Genomic DNA, 16425 nt, shown 5'->3' with positions numbered 1-16425 from the left:
TAGGTGATCGCACTCTGCCCTTTAATAAACGGTGTGAAGAACCCGCGTAAGCAGCACTGCCACCTCTGCACGCGAAGCATGGCTGCTCACATACAACCGCTTCCCACTGCCAGTGAGGATTCCCGCTTCAACCAGAGAAGACACACTCGCAGCTGCGAATACCTTCACTTGCTGCGCATCCTCGAATTGGGCCATAACACTCGGATTATAGACCACGTCCAGCTTATTAGCCTGCTTGAGCGCACGGGCAGTCATCACCAGCATTTCTTCACGTGATATGGCTTGATCTGGTATAAATCGTTCATCGCCAACACCTTGAGTAATGCCGAGTGACTTCGCAATAGTTACGGCTTCATAATAGTACTTATCATTTGCCACGTCCGTAAATTCTGACCTCTGTTGGGCTGTCAGCCCCAAAGCACGCACCAGCATCACGATATAATCTGCACGTGTCACATTGCGATTAGGCGCAAACATATTGCCGTCAATACCTTTCACCACGTTACGTGCTGCAAGGAACTCCACCGCTTCGTGTGCCCATGCCATTGACTGTATATCACGGAAGGTGTGATTCACATACGCAATCGCATACGTTCCTGGCTCCTGTGATGACAACTGCACAGTGCCTGATTTAGCATCATATCGACCATTTGGGACGATTGCCGCTACACCCGCATCATTGATATGCCACACTATAATCCCCTGTGTCTTCGCTAATTCAGCAGGTTGCGGCTTGTAAGATATCCGGATACGCGATGCTTCGCCAGCTTTGTTCCACGATAAGATCTGCTCTCCTTGCTTCGCATGAATGCCGATCACTGGACGATTACCTACCTGGACAAATAGACTAGACGGGACAGCGGCCGCATCCTCTTTGCGCAAGATAAGGGAAACCCTGTTGCTGCTGTTAGAAGAAGATAGCGCATTTGACGCCAATACAACCTCTGCGATGTCCGTCACCAGTTGGAGGCGGCTCTTAAGATTACTCGCTGCTACAGCATCTATAGGCAGCTTCACCTCCAACTGCGCCGCATCCTTTGTTCCCGCTACCTCGAACCGTACCTGCTTCACTCCGCCTGCATCAGCGCTTGCTTGAGACAATGCCTCTTCCCATGCTTTGCTTGGCAGCTCTATGGCAGCATGTCGGTTGTTTGCGTCAATTTTGGCTGTCCCCGTAATACGACCGCCAACCACTTTAAGGTCATTTGGGATATCCGAAGTATCAGGTTTGCTTGTATCCGGCTTGTCTGTCTCTGGCCTGCTTGGTGGATTCGGAGATGATGTATCCCCTCCGCTTTCTGTCCGTCTCACCACCGTAAGTGTGAAATCAGCATGTTTGCTAACGTCACTTAAGCTCGTTACCCGAATAATGACCTTTCCTTCCTTGATAGCCCTAATAAAACCTGTTTGTGACACTTCTACAATGTCCTGCGCAGCTGATTGGCCATAAACTGCCCAGACGACAGATGCATTAGTTGCATTAACAGGGAGTACCGTCGCAATCAATTGCAGACCTTCGCCTTCCTTTAAAGTCGCACTGCTTTGGCTCAGCACCACTTTCTGCACAGGCACAACCGCAGGCCCTGATGGTTCTACCGTAAGCTGCATGTCCGCATACTTAGTGCCATCTTTCTGGCTCATTGCCCGTATAGTGGCCGTGCCTGGCTTCAGCCCCTTAATCAAGCCTTGATCCGTCACACTTGCTATGCCTGTTGAATGCGAACCGTATACCGACCAGACTACACTCTGATTAGCCAAATCACTTGGTAAAACAACTGCACGTGCCTGTAATGTCTCCCCCACTTTCATCTTGGCTGTAGATGGGCTTAATTCTATACCCTTAATCTCAACCTGCTGTGGGCGGTTCACAGTAATCAAAGTGTCTGCATACACCGAAGCGACGACACTTTGTGCCCGAACCCAAGCCTGCCCAAGCTGAAGCGCCGTGACGACACCGTCGGGCGTCACTTGCACCACATCATGTCCAACAGTCGGATTCGACGGCACCGCTTGATAGACAGACCATGTTACTGAACGGTCATAAGTGCCTTCAGGCATCACGACTGCATTCAGCTTTATGGCTTCTCCTACGGCCATCTCTGCTTGATTACGGTCTATCACGACATGCTCCGGCTTGCTGTCTGGCTTCGTAAGCACAAATTGATCCACCACACGACCGGTTTTGGTCTTGGCTACAAATTTTAATTCATTACCTTCCACTTCGACAGCTGTGTAGATTTGCGTCTTCTCGTCATCCATCACCTTCTGCCAATAGCGGTCAAAGATCGCATAGAACTTCGGTCCGGAAGAACCTGCAATTACATAAGTTGTACCCTCACCATCCCCTACGATCTTTTCCCCTCGCATCGGATGACTTCGCATGTACACATGATCATGTCCGTTAAGTACAAGATCCACTTTATATTCATCCATCACCGGAGCCCATTGCTTGCGAATATGTTCAGTATCATATACGCTGCCGTATGGTCCGCGATGGAACGCGACGAGCTTCCATTTCTTTTTAGTCGCGGCTAAGTCTTGACGCAGCCATTCCTGCTGCGCTTCAAACTCGTATTCACTATTTAACACCGCAATGTGAACGTCTTTATGATCAAAAGAATAACTGCTGCCCTTCAACTTATTGATCCCATTTTGCGGATGGTTAAAGTGCGCTAGGAAATAATCATTTTTATTAGGACCCGTAACTTCATGGTTCCCTACCACAGATACAATCGTGGTTTTTAATAACTGCTCCTGCGTGTATTTAAACCACAGATTCCACTCATTTTCTTTATAGCCATCCTCAACAATATCGCCCGTATGCAGTAAAAATTCAGCATCTGGATGATCTGTCATCGCCTTGTCCAAAATATCGCCCCACAGCTTAAAGCCAGCGTCGTCCGTTGCTTGTGAGTCCGCAATATACACAAATTTAGTACGCTCATCCCCTAACCCTGCCGTCTCAAAGCTGCCTTGCGTACTATAACTCCCATTGCCATCACCGACACGATATACATAGGCGGTGTTTGGCTCCAAACCTTCAACAACTGCCTTATGCACACGCACGGTACCAATATCCGTTGTATTAAAAATGTAACTGCTGCCGATCACTTTTCTCACTAGGCTGCTATTAAAGTCCGTAAAGTCAGTCTTCTTGACAAGCTCCACTACGGTATCCGTTGTATTAGGATGTGTATGCCACGTAAAGCCACGTGAGCTGGAAGCATCCACTCCCATTGATACACTAATGTTATGTGGATTCGCAGAACCGAACAGCTTGGATACTTTAAATTTATGGGTACGGCTGTATTGTCCCGCTTTTATCGCACGAATCACGTATTCCTTCACTTCTGCCGTTAGTACAGAGGATTGAACCTGGCCTCCGGCATCTGTCACACCAACCATTACACCTTCAACTGTGACAATTGATGCTCCTGCTACCGGCAGTCCTTGCTCATCGCTCACATGGAATACCGTCTTATAACCGTGGGCGATGCCATCCTCCTCCCAAGCCAACTGCAGTTGGTTCTTGATGGTCGCTTCTACAGGAAGTCCATAGAATGCGAATAACGTGTCACCCTTGTCCTTTAACTTAAAAGCACCCGTTTCAAAGTTAAGCTTAAACTGGCCCTCAGCTTCCGCTTTCAATTTAAAACGGATAGCAGCCATAGTATCATCATCCTGTAAGGAAATAGTGTCCAAGCCATTAAAGGTAATCTTGACTGTCCCCTTCACCTCATCCACCTCAGCTCGCAGCTGAGCTTCCGTTAACAAGGCATGTTTATCAACCTGAACGCTGTCCACCAATTGTCGATTATAGCGGTATTCAATGTATCCCGATCTAATCTCAGCGGCTTTGATGGCTTGTATATTTACCGTGTAGGTATCACCTGCATACACTTCTGGCTTACCGCTATACATGATCTTGGAAGCCCCCGTGTCCACCGTAAACGTCCAGTTTTTCTCTGCCATGTTGCCTGACTCGTCCTTTACCCTCACCCTGACGGCATGAACGCCATCAGCCAGCGGCACTGACGGTACATAATGGATTTGTCCCTTAGGCGGATATAAAGTAGCCGCGACTTGTACACCGTCTACATACATACGTATCGAGTTAGGGTCAATTAACGTTGTTCCTGGATGCTTCACAGGATCATACCCATCATCCTCAGCCACAACTTGAATCTTTGGTGTATTTGTATGAACAGTTACGCCGTCCCGTGGAGTAAGATCCTTGATGAGAGGCGGCTTCATATCATCCTGAACAGGTCCATACAAAGCACGAAGCTGATCAAAATATAGTACACCCTCATCTTTCTTATTGTTATTTGTCTCCATGTATCGGAAAGGCTGATCGATTCGCAGCGGGAGTGGTCTACCCTTCGGAATGCTAACTTCAACATACTTCCAGCCGACCCAATCTACACCGATCGAAGCGTCTATCCAGTCGATCCCAACAGCAGCATCATTGCCGTCCCTCAGTTGCGAACGAAGCCAATGCTTCTTACCATCGCCATATACCCATGCACTTAGTTTCTCTGGATACCCTGGAATTTCGATCCACTGCGATTTGTCCTTTGCCGCAATATATGCGCCAGAGGTACCCAACTGCTCCCTAAAGTCATATTCCAACTTGATTGATTTCTGACCGAAGCGAACATAATCTTCGCTGCTTTCCTCAGAAGCGCGCACCAGCTTGTAGCGTGCACCAGATGATTCATGATAGCGGCCGATGCCACTTTCAAAATCCTCCAGTATAACAGGCGGAAGTCCCACCTTCACATCCACGGACGCTGTCACCCCTTTGTGGCTGACGACGACCCGCCCTTCCTTCTGTGTGTCGCTGGTGGCGGTAAATATACCGTCTGCATCTACAGTGCCAATCGGTCCTTCCACTTTCCATTCAAATTGATTAGGGGATGAACGAATCACTTGTCCGTCTCGCAGCGCCGTCACACTCAACGGCACCTTGCCTCCTGAGGTAACAGTACGTACCGCATCTGGAAATCTCAATTCCATTAATGTATCTACCACTTCTACTTGTCCGCTGCCAGCCAGCGATCCTGTCGAAACATGGATAGCAGCAGTTCCTGCTGTAGAACCGGCTTTAAACAAACCCTGCGCGTCGATACTCCCAACAGCAGGGTCAACACTCCAAATCGGAGGCTCTGTTATTGAAGCTGGATGACCGGATGCATCTACACCTGCCGTCTTATACGTAAGTGAGGAACCTGCCAGTACGCGCTCAAATGAAGGTTGGACAATTAGCTTCTCAGCGGGCCCCTCAGGCGCTTTATTTACGAGCAAAATGCCATTTGCGGTCTTTCGCTCATAGCCATCGGATGGCTGATTCAGCACGCTTCGCTTCAGCTCCCCAGGAAGTCTGGCAACAAAGGTAGAAGAACCTCCGCCATCCAGACAAAGCGCATCTACAGCCCCTGCCTGCTTCATAATTAGCGCCAGATCATCGTACGAAACCCCTTCGCTGAAGCCAGGCGCACGACCGTCGATAACCATCATTATAATCGAACCGTCCGCCTTGGTTCCGATTGCAACACGTGGTTGTAAAGTCTTATCATCGTGAGGCTGAACCATGCCCTTCTTCAATAAAATGTGAACGCCGCCGATTGCCATCTTGACACTTTTCCAGGCATCCTCCATTTCAAAACGGGCATTGACTTCGTCCCCGCGCTTCAGCTTCGCTAGCACATCACGATACTTGCCAGAAGCAGACAATACGACCTGCCCAGCTGCCAAAGGTGTATTGCCCTTATTTTTATGTATGTCTGCAACTTTCAATTTTAAGCTGCTCCCGCTCTTCACTTCTCCGCTGAGCACGTCCAACACAACCTCGTCGCCCAGATCATTAGTCATCGTCGAGGTATGAAAATCACTTGTGTAGAGCATAAGCGACTCTGAATTATCGCGCATGCGGTTAATGTGCGATATGTTAACGATATCTCCGTTAATCGTAATCGTCCGCTCCAACGTCGGACTCAGATCATAAATTGTAGTTCCGTCCTCACGAAGCCCAAACGCATACCAGTCGGTTTTATACGGAGGGCTGACCAGAATGCGGCCGCCATCCACAAACAAGCCCAACGGCACGCCTGTCGACATGTCGTAAAAGTCCCCGTTAATAGCCGCAACGACTCGGTTGCCAGGCTTATCTGCATCATTTGCCATCTGGGTGACGCCTGTCATGCCGTATACTTTGCCATTTGTCCGTCCGGCTTGTACGTCCAGCATTGGGTTAGACGGATCAAATTCAACGTAATGTATTTTTTCCAAGCCTTGCTTTAATTTCATATCCTGCCATACATACGTCGCGCCAGGCCCAAGGGTCATACGACGTGAATCAAGCACTAGAGCATTCGACGTTGATCCGGTGTCCGCTGCCATGACCTGGCCCATTGGACTGCCTAAAGATGCCAGTAGCATCACAATTAATATTAGCGACATTGTGCGCTCAATCTGTTTCATGGTTCGTTTCATAGCCTCCTACTGTTGTTCAACCTGCAATTGGACAAGCGGGCGTTATTCTCGAACCACCGATGATTCCGCCTCACTTCTTGCGTTGAACCACCCCCTACACCTGTAAAGTATAGAGAGCAGCAGGATCGAAGTAATGAAACAATCTGACTATTTATTCGCCAATATTCTTCTTCACAAAATCTTATCCTCTATAGGCCAATCTTCCTGCGGTATTCAAGGGGTGTCGCTTTTTCAAACTGCTTAAATACGCGATTAAAGTATTGCAATGTCGAATAACCGACCTCATGCGCAACTTCATATATCTTAAGTTGGGGATGCATTAGAAGCCGCTTCGCTTTTTGAATTCGTATCTTGTTTACATAATTAACAAGCGTATCTCCCGAATAGTGCTTAAACTGTTTGCTAAAATAAGATACGCTCATGCCATAACGCTCACTTATTTGTGTTAATGTAAACTCCTGCTTGTAGTTCTCGTTAATATAAAGGCAGGCCATTTTCATAAGAAGCCTCCTGTTGGGTCCATGCAGCTTGGCGGATTGCTCTAACCAGTGCTCCGCAATCTGTTGGAAATAATACCTGGCCGCATCTTCATCTTTGGAAAGCTTCAATTTAAGTAGTTCCATCTGGGTCTCACCCGTTTCTGACCACAGCTCATATGGCTCCAACTTATGCATCCATTTCATATGCAGCATACGTATATACATCTCACGTACTCCGCCATAGTTGTGCTTCGAGCGAAATATATGCCGCAGCAGCTCCTCTTGCCGCTCCAGCAGCTCATGGGGCTTGATGGCGTGCATATCGTTAAATAGCTGCATCATATATAACACCAGGCGGTGATTGCCTTCCAGTATCCCGCAGCGCTTCTCGGCTCTCCGTAAAGCTTGTGCAAGCTCTCGAGGCTCGAATGGATAGACGAGATAATCAACCGCTCCGCTCTGCAATGCTTGATGAACATAATCGTAGCTGCACACGGGACTAAGCAGAATCGCTGCTACCGGCAGCTGAGATTGCTCGATATCCTGCAGCAGCCGCAGTCCGCCACCAGCTGGCAGCATCATGTCGGCAAGCACGATGCGAGGTAAATCTTGCTCTAGAATACGGAGAGCTTCCTCCCTACTTGAGGCATCTAACCACGCTTCGTAGCCTTGTCCTTCTATCATCTCACTTACCTGCGCGCGCAGACTGCCTTCAGCACAAGCCACCATGATCTGCGGCATTTTACTCCCCCTCCCCTAAATCCCTGCGTATTTATACGACAACAGCTATGCAACCAACGTAACATGCTATCAGGTTGTTGTTCTGATGTTTTTCAGACTTTCGTTTCACCACATTCCGACAACGCAAACAGCACCTGGTTCGCCAACGCCAACTTTGATTGGCGAGGCCGCAGGTGCCGCTGGCTTTAGCTTGTTTTTCCTATAGCTTTATTTCAGTTCCTACTGCCATCGCTTATTAGGTTTAGCCCATATGCACCAATCCTTCATAGCTTTCCACTGTTTCGGGCAGTCAGAATGCACGACAAATTAAGACAGCTCATTTAGGAGCTAACAAATGAGGAATGGTGACCAATTCGATGCCGGATTCGCGAAGCTGCTGGATTACCCGCTGCAATGCCCCCACAGTTCCGCTCAAATCTTCTCCTTTTCCTCCCGCTCCATGCTGAAGTACGATTGAACCAGAACGAACGTTACCCATGATGTTCGCTTCCACCTGATCTGCATTCAGCCCTTTCCAGTCCAAGGAATCCACATTCCAGTTTACGATCTTGAGTTTCTGGCTGATCAGCCATTTAATCTGCTTATCGTTAATATTTCCGTATGGCGGCCGTATGAAGTGCATCGTCTGCCCTGTTATTCGCTTAACTGCTTGCTGCGTCATAATGACCTCATTCCGAAATGCAATATCACTTAACTTTGGCAGATTGGCATGCGTATACGAATGATTTCCGATCGCATGCCCCTCCTCCACAATTCGCTTTACGATATCCGGATTCTGCTCGGCACGGTTTCCGACAATAAAAAATGTCGCCTTTGCATGGTACCTTTTCAGCAAATCTAATATCTGGACAGTATAATAACGGTCTGGAACATCGTCAAAAGTAAGTGCAACCCGTTTCGGCGATGAAGGTCCCTGCAAAATAAAGTTGGAGCGGTACTTTTCACGCAATTGTGCCAGTGTGAGTGATGCCGGCTTGCGCACAATCATTTCTGTGCCTCCGGCCAACTCCGGCGCCCCTGTGGAAAAGATACGCAAATGTCGACCAGCCTGACTGCCTGGTTCCTCTGCGCCTGTTGATTTTGGCCCTGCTCCTCCTGATACACAGCCCGCAGCAAATATACCAATCATCAGCGTGAATAACCCTCGTTTTAACATCAACATCCTCCTTACACAGCCCTTCATATTGCCATAGCTTGTGTAAAATGGAAGACCATTATCCGAGGTTCTTAATTCGTCTACACCGTCGCAGTTCTCCCTTGACGGTGCACATTCGCCCAACCCTCCAAATTATTCGTGCATACTAGAATATCCGGATAAGCAGCCAACTTCAGCATCGACGGCTCATCGTCAGGAGTCCACGCCATCAGTTGGACACCCTCTTCTGCACATCGCTCGATATATTCGGATGTCAGGTAAAGGTGTCTTACTGATAAAGCACAAGCATTCAATTGCTTCATGTAAGGAAATACAGCAGGCGAGGCACCAAACATAATCAGTCCAAGCTGGATATGCGCATCCAGTTTCCGGATTCGCTCGACCGAATAATGATCAAATGATGTGAGAATAACCTGGCTCTCCGTTCCCGTCTGACGAACAACTTCAAGCACGGCTTCTTCAAGACCGGGGTAAAGATTTCCTGTCTGCTTTAATTCCAGATCAATACAGACACGATCCCGCAGAAACAGTAAAGCTTCCTCCAACGTAGGAATCCGTTCGCCGAGGCCTGCATCCAACTTGCGAAGCTCTGCAAGCGTGTATGATTTGACAGTACCTTCACCATTTATCGTCCGGTTTACAGTCGGGTCGTGGATGACAACCGGAATTCCATCCTTTGTCAGCTGAACATCTAGCTCGACGTGTGAAAACTGGAATTCCAACGCCGCTTGGAACCCCACCATCGTATTTTCTGGATACTTTAATGGATACCCTCGATGTGCAATCCCTCTAATCGCCATATGTAATCCCTCCGTATATAAACTGTTCGATCGCTTCTATAACACCCTCACCATGCGAAGCCCTGCATACATAATCTGCTTCCGCCTTCAGCATGTCTGGACTATTCGCTACAGCGGCGCCAATACCCGCAGCCCGCAACATCGACAGGTCATTCATCTGATTACCAATGGCCATTGTGTTGGCCGTATCGATGTTGATCATAGTCGACAACTGCTGCAATGCCTTGCCTTTGCTCACATGTTTGGGCACCAACTCTAAATAGTTGGTTTCCGATTGAAAGACGCCTGCATACGCACCAGCCACCCTCTCCCAACGAGCCCAGATGCGCCTCGACACCTCCATATCGCCGATTAAAATAATCTTATCCAACTCTTCCTCAAGCCAAGGCGATTCAGCACCCATCATTGATGGGACTACAGAGCAGCGGATGCCTTCCTTACGCTCATATTGATCGATCTCCTTTGTACGCCGCATTACCTGCACCTTGTCTCCGCGAAACAACAGAACGTTATGACCTGCCGCATGCGCGGCTTCCAATAGCCCATGAATCGGTTTCATCGGCAGTCCGCTCCTCATGATGGTCTCCCCATCACGCGCCAGTACAGCACCATTGCATAAAATAACGGGCAGACGGATCTGCAATTGCTCCAATATACGCTGTGTCGACATGAGTGGTCTGCCAGTCGCAAGCGTAAACAATCCGCCTCGTTCCACATAACGACGAATATACAGAGCCACTTTGTCGTCCAATCTATGATCCGGATTTAAAAGTGTACCGTCTATGTCACATACGATTAAACGTATGGCGCTCATCTCGTTCACACTCCCCAAGCTGCCTTATTTAAATGTCGAATTGGCCATCGCTGACACAATGTGCTTTTGCATTGCGGTAAAGATGACTACAATAGGCAAAATACACATCACGCTGGCCGCCATGATGATATGGAAGTACATGGCTTCATCTCCCGCAATCGAGTCACGCAGCATCGCTATGCCAACAGTTAAGACCCGCATACTGTCTGTGTTCGTCATAATGAGCGGCCAAAAATAAGAGTTCCAACTCGATATAAATACAAGCACACCTAACGTGACAACAGTTGGCATCGTTATCGGCAGCAAAATACGATATAACATGGCAAATCTGCCTGCACCATCAACTCGTGCGGCTTCAAGCACATCGTTATTTACGGACTTAAACGCCTGCCGCAGTAAGAAAATGCCGTATGCCGAGGCGCCGTGCGGAATAATCAATGCCCAGAACGTGTCAAGCCAGTCCAACTGCGACATCAGTACATAGACGGGAACAAAGATAACCTGGTCCGGTATGATCATGGCTGCCAGCACCAAAAAGAACAGTATATCCCGACCTGGGAAACGTCCTTTTGCAAAAGCATACGCCGCCATTAATGCTACATTAAGCTGCAAGAAAATAATGCCACACGTCATAACGAGCGTATTACCGAAAAAGCGTACAAATGGGATTATACGCAAGGCTTCCGCATAATTGTCCCAGGCGAAGGCTTCCGGCCAAAATGTTGGCACTGCCATTCGCATCTCTGCTTGCGTCTTTACAGAACTGATAAATAACCAGAAGATCGGAAAAAATATGGCAGCCATAATAAGTGCGCCTACCAGCGTACGCACGATCAATTCCAGTCTTGCTCCCCGCTGTCCAGCCATACGGTTATCCCTCATAGTGCACCTTCTTTCGGCTAACGTACCATTGTACGAGCGTGAGCAGTATGATAATCACAAAGAGCACCATTACGAGGGCCGAGGCACGGCCCGTCTTGAACTCCACAAATGCCATTGAATATATCCAATATACGATCGCGTTGGATGCCTTGAGCGGGCCGCCATTGGTCATAATATCAATGGACTGGAACACCTGCATCGACGAAATAAACGTTGTAATAACTAGGAACAACGTCATCGGGGACAAAAGCGGCAGCGTAATGTGCCGGAACTGGCGCATGCGGCTCGCACCATCAATAGCTGCGGCTTCATAGTATTCCAGCGGAATGCCGCGCATCCCTGCGATGAACAAAATCATCGCAAAACCGACACCTTTCCATACAGAAACGGCTACTAGTGCAGGCAGTACTGTTAAAGGATCAACTAGCCAGTTGAATCCTTCTAAGCCAAACCACCGCAGGACAGCGTTCAGCAGCCCATATTGGTCGTTATATATCCATGTAAATACCATTGCTGCGATGACCATGGATATATAATGAGGCATAAAGATGACGCCTCGCATAAACCCAAACAAGCGCGATCTCCCTACATTAAAAAGCAGCGCCAACAGCAAGCCGATTCCAAGCGTCAGCACAACATCAAGCCCTGTATAAATAAAAGTCACTTTAAGAGACTGATAAAAATCCTCGTTCGAGAATAGCCACTCATAGTTTTTGATGCCTACAAATTTCTTCACTGGCCGCGTCATATTCCAATTCGTCATACTGATATAGATGGAATACACTAACGGGTAGTACAAAAAGATACTCATAAACAGCAGGGATGGCAGTGCAAATGAAAAATCTTTTAACCGCTCCAGCCTGCTGTTAAACTTGGGGACCGGAACAGAAGAAGCGGACACCCGATCGGGTGCCGCCTTGTCCGCTGCCTTATGCTGTACTTGTTGATCCATCGCCATCGTTACCCCTCATGTTCCGCCAGAATATCGTTCATCTTCTTGGCAGCAGCCTGCATGAGCGGATTCGGGTCTTTATGGTTTAGAATCATTTCACCCAGCACTTCCTGATACTGGCCGCTAAATTCTTCGTAGGCCGGATGCTGCAAGCGTGGCGTCACATTGTCGAAGTTATCGAATACTGCCTTGTACTGCGGCCATCTTTCAAAGTAAGCTTTCCCTTCCTCTGATTCAAATGCAGACTTACGAGTTGGCAGGTACCCGACGGATTCCGCCCACTTGATATTGTGAGCGGCTGACGTCATAAACTGAACGAATTTCCAAGCAGCTTCCTTCTGCTTGTCATCCACGCCGTCCATCATTACGATGCCTGCACCGCCAATGTTAGACGTTCTCACCTTGTCTCCTGGCAAGAAGGATACGCCTACTTCGAACTTGGCATTTTCGCGATACATTTTCAGCATCGCAGACGTATGCTCTACCATTGCGATCTCGCCGTTCAGGAACATTTGCCGCATGTTATTGGATGCGCCTTTGCCATAACCCATATGCATAGCGCCTTCATCCATCCACTTTTTGAAGTTGTTGATATAACGCATTGATTCTGGCGTCTCAACAGCCGACTTGGTCTTGTCCGCCGTTAAGATGCTCCCGCCTCCATTCGTAATCCATGGATCGTTGTACCACGTATCCCAGCCTGGTACGGAAAAAGCATAACGTGTGGTCTTGCCATTTTCTTTCTTGGTCACCTTTTGATTAAACGATTCTATCTCATCCCATGTCTGCGGGGGCTGCACACCCAATTGGTCCAGCAGCGTCTTGTTATACACAAATACGCTGGTACTTACGATTAGTGGAAAGCCGAATTGCTTGCCATTGTAGGCATAAGCATCCAACATCCCTTTAGAGAAATCACCGAGCTCTACTTGATCACGCTGGATAAAGGGTGTCATATCCGCAAATACGCCACCTTCGGCAAAGTTCGGCAGTGATGCTACTTCTACATTTGTTACAGCAGGCACATCTTTGGCTGCCACTGCGGCCTGAAGCTTCTTGTGCAAGTCGTCATAACCGCCCTGAAATACAGGCTCTACTGTGATGTAGGGATATTTCTTGTTAAATTCCGTCAACATGTAATTAAGACCCTCAGTCTGAGTCTCTGCATGTGAATGCCAGTATTGAATCGTTATTGGAGTTGTGTCTTCTTTAACAGGCTCTGTCTTGGCTGCACCGTTTGTCCCTTCGGATGCTCCTCCGGAGGAGCACGCGACCAGGCTAAAAGTCAGCATACATAACGTCAATATTTTCAACCAGCTCTTCATCTTCATTTCACTCGTCAATCCCTTCTGCTTGTCTTTACCCTATTTTTCATGCGACACCATTACAAAAAAGACGATAGACAACCTGAAGCAAACCACTTCCCGCTAAGGATTGGATCAGTTGCTTCAGGGTTATCTCATCGTCTCCACCCGTCTACTCTTTTTTATTAAATTCCGCTACCAGAAACGAGAATCACCAATCGATACGTAATCCGCTCCACTTTTGATTGCAACTTGGATCTCTTCTTGACTGCGAATTAACCCGCCTACGATCAATGGACAATTAACGGCCTGCTTCAACTCACCTACGATACGAGGCATTAGGCCCGGCATAAGCTCCACCTCGTTAGGCTTCGACTGACCAATCAGCTTGATCGCCGTTTCCACAGCAGAAGAATCAATTGCAAATATGCGCTGGATTGAACTAATGCCTGCTTGTCGCGCGGCCACGATCGCTTGGCTCTTGGTAGATACAATACCATCGATTTTATACGTCTCGGCCAAATACTGTACTGCATGTGAATCTCTGCCGATTCCTCCTACCATCTCCGTATGTACGTAGACTTGTTTGCCAGCTTGCTGGAGACTGCTAACAATCGAGGACAACTGCAATATGCTTCCCGTCATCAAAATGACCCTTCTAATTCGACCTGTTACAGCCTTCTGAATCTGATCGGGCTTTGTTATCGATGCAATGATCGGGAAAGCAAGCTTGTTTACATCAGTCATCTGTCTGCCTTCTTTATAGTTGGTGTATCTATACCTTACTTTACAAGTGTCAAGCGGCTGTCATGGGCATGTAAATATTTAGTTAATAAATGTTGCCGTGACGATGTCCATGCATATAAAATAACCCGATCACATTCATCATACAGAAGTACGATGATTTGTGAATCGGGTTATGGCTGAATTATGTGCGCTTACGCTTAGATTGCAGCCGGTGCTGACTCTGAGAATTGGCTGTTATACAGATCGGCGTAGAAGCCCTTCTGCTGCATCAGCTCATCATGCGTTCCTTGTTCAATCACGGTTCCCTGGTTCATGACCAGAATGAGATCCGCATTACGAATGGTGGACAGACGATGCGCAATTACAAAGCTCGTTCTGCCCTGCATCAATTGATTCATCGCTTTCTGGATATGAACCTCGGTCCGTGTATCCACACTGCTTGTCGCTTCATCCAGAATCAAGATCGAAGGGTCTGCCAATATCGCTCGTGCGATAGTCAGCAGCTGCTTTTGTCCTTGCGAAATGTTGGACGCTTCTTCATTCAGCACGGTATCATACCCTTTCGGCAGTGTGCGGATAAAGTGATCCGCATGAGCCGCCTTCGCGGCACGTATAATATCGGCTTCAGAAGCACCTTCCCGGCCATAAGCAATATTATCACGGATCGTGCCGTTAAAGAGCCATGTGTCTTGTAATACCATACCAAACATCTTACGCAGATCACTGCGTTTCATTTGTGTGATGTCCACACCGTCAATCTTGATTGCACCACCATTGATCTCATAGAAACGCATTAACAGATTAATCAGGGTCGTCTTACCTGCACCCGTCGGTCCAACGATCGCAATGGTTTGACCTGGGCTTACATCGATATTCATATCTTTGATCAGCAGTTCATCTGCTTTGTAGCCGAACTGGACATGATCAAATTCGACTCTGCCCGCAGGACTCGCGATTGCCGTAGCAGGTTCGGATTCCGGAACCTCTTCTGCCTCATCCAATATTTCAAATACACGCTCTGCCGAAGCTATCGTCGATTGGATGATATTAGCGATATTAGCTGTCTGCGCGATTGGCTGGGTAAATTGGCGAGCATATTGGATAAACGCCTGGATATCCCCGATCTCAATCGATTTCTTTGTAACCAGAATACCACCCACAACACAGATCAGCACGTAACCGATATTTCCGATAAAATTCATCAACGGCATGATCATGCCGGATATAAATTGTGCCTTCCAGCCCGATTCATACAAGCGTTCATTAATTTGACCGAATTCTTCAAGCGATTGATCTTCATGTCCAAATGCCTTAACGATGTTATGCCCTGTGTACATTTCTTCTACGTGGCCGTTCAACTCGCCGAGCGATTTCTGCTGGCCCACAAAGTGTTTCTGCGAACGCGATGCGACCATCTTAATGACGATAGCACTTAATGGCAGCGTCAGCATGCAGATCAACGTCAGCAGAGGACTGATCGTCAGCATCATCACAATGACACCGATGATCGTAATGATGGACGTGATAAGCTGCGTCAAGCTCTGCTGCAGTGTCGTACTAATATTATCAACGTCATTAGTGACGCGGCTTAAAATCTCGCCATGCGTCCGTGAGTCAAAATATTTAAGCGGCAGTCGGTTTAGCTTTTCATTTACTTCCTTCCGCATGTCGTAAACAATTTTTTGCGCCACACCTGCCATAATATATTGCTGCACGTAGCTGAACAGCGCACTGAACAGATACAGGCCAACGAGCAGAAGGAGAATCTGATTAATAAATTCAAAGTCCATAACAGCTGGTAGACCGTTCAATTTTGCCATCGTAAATTCATACAGCTTGGTAGTCGCTTTCCCCATAATTTTCGGGCTGACAATAGAGAACACCGTACTGCAAATTGCCATAAAGAAAATAATGATCAACTTAGTGCGGCTGGGCTTTAAGTAACTAAGGAGCCGCTTTAATGTTCCTTTAAAATCTTTTGCCTTATCGCCAGGCATCATCATGCCAGGCCCCATCGGCCCCATGCCGCCCTGCTTACCGCCCGGCTTTGTTGTT

At 47.9% G+C, this 16425-nt stretch carries 10 protein-coding genes; all 10 read right to left on the bottom strand.

Annotated elements, in window-relative coordinates; translation table 11 throughout:
- Positions 1-21 precede the first annotated feature (21 nt).
- Positions 22-6483: a phosphodiester glycosidase family protein gene (locus QP775_RS11375; RefSeq protein WP_285106105.1), complete on the bottom strand. Its 6462-nt coding sequence runs from the start codon at positions 6481-6483 to the stop codon at positions 22-24.
- 200 nt (positions 6484-6683) lie between these two features.
- Positions 6684-7715, bottom strand: a complete 1032-nt coding sequence (locus QP775_RS11370) for a helix-turn-helix domain-containing protein (RefSeq protein ID WP_285106103.1) — start codon at positions 7713-7715, stop codon at positions 6684-6686.
- Positions 7716-8031: 316 nt separating this feature from the next.
- Positions 8032-8871, bottom strand: a complete 840-nt coding sequence (locus QP775_RS11365) for a polysaccharide deacetylase family protein (RefSeq protein ID WP_239328972.1) — start codon at positions 8869-8871, stop codon at positions 8032-8034.
- An 80-nt stretch (positions 8872-8951) separates the two neighbouring features.
- Positions 8952-9671, bottom strand: coding sequence for a glycerophosphodiester phosphodiesterase (locus QP775_RS11360; RefSeq protein ID WP_285106101.1), 720 nt, complete (start codon positions 9669-9671; stop codon positions 8952-8954).
- On the bottom strand, positions 9661-10485 hold the full coding sequence (locus QP775_RS11355) for a Cof-type HAD-IIB family hydrolase (protein WP_285106099.1): 825 nt from the start codon (positions 10483-10485) through the stop codon (positions 9661-9663). The genes QP775_RS11360 and QP775_RS11355 overlap by 11 nt, the downstream gene beginning before the upstream one ends.
- A gap of 24 nt (positions 10486-10509) precedes the next feature.
- Positions 10510-11367, bottom strand: coding sequence for a carbohydrate ABC transporter permease (locus tag QP775_RS11350; protein ID WP_285106097.1), 858 nt, complete (start codon positions 11365-11367; stop codon positions 10510-10512).
- A complete protein-coding gene (locus QP775_RS11345) occupies positions 11357-12325 on the bottom strand; it encodes a carbohydrate ABC transporter permease (protein ID WP_285106095.1) in 969 nt (322 codons plus the stop codon). Before QP775_RS11345 ends, QP775_RS11350 begins: the two co-directional genes overlap by 11 nt.
- A gap of 2 nt (positions 12326-12327) precedes the next feature.
- Entirely contained in the window at positions 12328-13650 is a 1323-nt protein-coding gene (locus tag QP775_RS11340) for an ABC transporter substrate-binding protein (RefSeq protein WP_239329212.1), read from the bottom strand.
- A gap of 168 nt (positions 13651-13818) precedes the next feature.
- On the bottom strand, positions 13819-14370 hold the full coding sequence (locus QP775_RS11335) for a glycerol-3-phosphate responsive antiterminator (RefSeq protein ID WP_239328977.1): 552 nt from the start codon (positions 14368-14370) through the stop codon (positions 13819-13821).
- A gap of 197 nt (positions 14371-14567) precedes the next feature.
- Complete coding sequence (locus tag QP775_RS11330; protein ID WP_239329213.1) at positions 14568-16394, bottom strand: ABC transporter ATP-binding protein; 1827 nt, start codon at positions 16392-16394, stop codon at positions 14568-14570.
- Positions 16395-16425 lie beyond the last annotated feature (31 nt).

The organism is Paenibacillus sp. UMB4589-SE434, from assembly GCF_030226685.1.
Classification (GTDB): Bacteria; Bacillota; Bacilli; order Paenibacillales; family Paenibacillaceae; genus Paenibacillus_B.
The sequence above is the reverse complement of the archived record's forward strand: the minus strand, read 5'-3'. Positions and strand labels throughout refer to the sequence as shown.

Excerpts from the sequence above, each read along its gene's own strand:
- QP775_RS11330 (WP_239329213.1), bottom strand. The coding sequence starts at position 16,394 with ATGGGGCCGATGGGGCCTGGCATGATGATGCCTGGCGATAAGGCAAAA.
- QP775_RS11335 (WP_239328977.1), bottom strand. The coding sequence starts at position 14,370 with ATGACTGATGTAAACAAGCTTGCTTTCCCGATCATTGCATCGATAACA.
- QP775_RS11370 (WP_285106103.1), bottom strand. The coding sequence starts at position 7,715 with ATGCCGCAGATCATGGTGGCTTGTGCTGAAGGCAGTCTGCGCGCGCAG.
- QP775_RS11365 (WP_239328972.1), bottom strand. The coding sequence starts at position 8,871 with ATGTTAAAACGAGGGTTATTCACGCTGATGATTGGTATATTTGCTGCG.
- QP775_RS11350 (WP_285106097.1), bottom strand. The coding sequence starts at position 11,367 with ATGAGGGATAACCGTATGGCTGGACAGCGGGGAGCAAGACTGGAATTG.
- QP775_RS11360 (WP_285106101.1), bottom strand. The coding sequence starts at position 9,671 with ATGGCGATTAGAGGGATTGCACATCGAGGGTATCCATTAAAGTATCCA.
- QP775_RS11375 (WP_285106105.1), bottom strand. The coding sequence starts at position 6,483 with ATGAAACAGATTGAGCGCACAATGTCGCTAATATTAATTGTGATGCTA.
- QP775_RS11345 (WP_285106095.1), bottom strand. The coding sequence starts at position 12,325 with ATGGCGATGGATCAACAAGTACAGCATAAGGCAGCGGACAAGGCGGCA.
- QP775_RS11355 (WP_285106099.1), bottom strand. The coding sequence starts at position 10,485 with ATGAGCGCCATACGTTTAATCGTATGTGACATAGACGGTACACTTTTA.
- QP775_RS11340 (WP_239329212.1), bottom strand. The coding sequence starts at position 13,650 with ATGAAGATGAAGAGCTGGTTGAAAATATTGACGTTATGTATGCTGACT.